General features: G+C 44.1%; 1 protein-coding gene. It reads right to left on the reverse strand.

The features are described from left to right. Window positions 1-431: LysE family translocator (locus tag CYP26_RS09465; RefSeq protein WP_103631204.1), on the reverse strand; the 431-nt coding region annotated here is incomplete at both ends.

The following is a 431-nucleotide window of genomic DNA, read 5'->3' on the forward strand; positions in this document are numbered from 1 at the left end:
AGTCTTAGGTGCGTTTGTAAAAATTTCTTTAGCATAGCTCCGCCAAGCGCATAGATATTTAGCGAACAAAACTCGATGAAAACGAGCGTTGCCGCGATCACGCACATACGAGTAAGGCTAAAGGGATCTTCTTTGTCCAAAAATGTAGGCAGTAAAGCCGAGAAAAATATCCATGCCTTTGGATTTGTGACGCAAACGATGAGGCCGTTTATAAACATCTGCTTTTTGCTTGGTAAATTTGAGACGTTTGTTACACTAAGCTCGCCCTTGCCAAAAAGAAGCATCGCGCCAAGATAGAGCATATAAAGCCCTGCGATGATGTTTAGCGCCTTAAATGCGTACTCAAAATGATGAAGCACCGCGCCCACGCCAAGCATACAGCAAAATGCCACGAAAGCAAGCGAAAGAAGCTGTCCGGTCATCATAATAAG

Origin of the sequence: Campylobacter concisus, from assembly GCF_002913225.1 — a bacterium.
Classification (GTDB): domain Bacteria; phylum Campylobacterota; class Campylobacteria; order Campylobacterales; family Campylobacteraceae; genus Campylobacter_A; species Campylobacter_A concisus_J.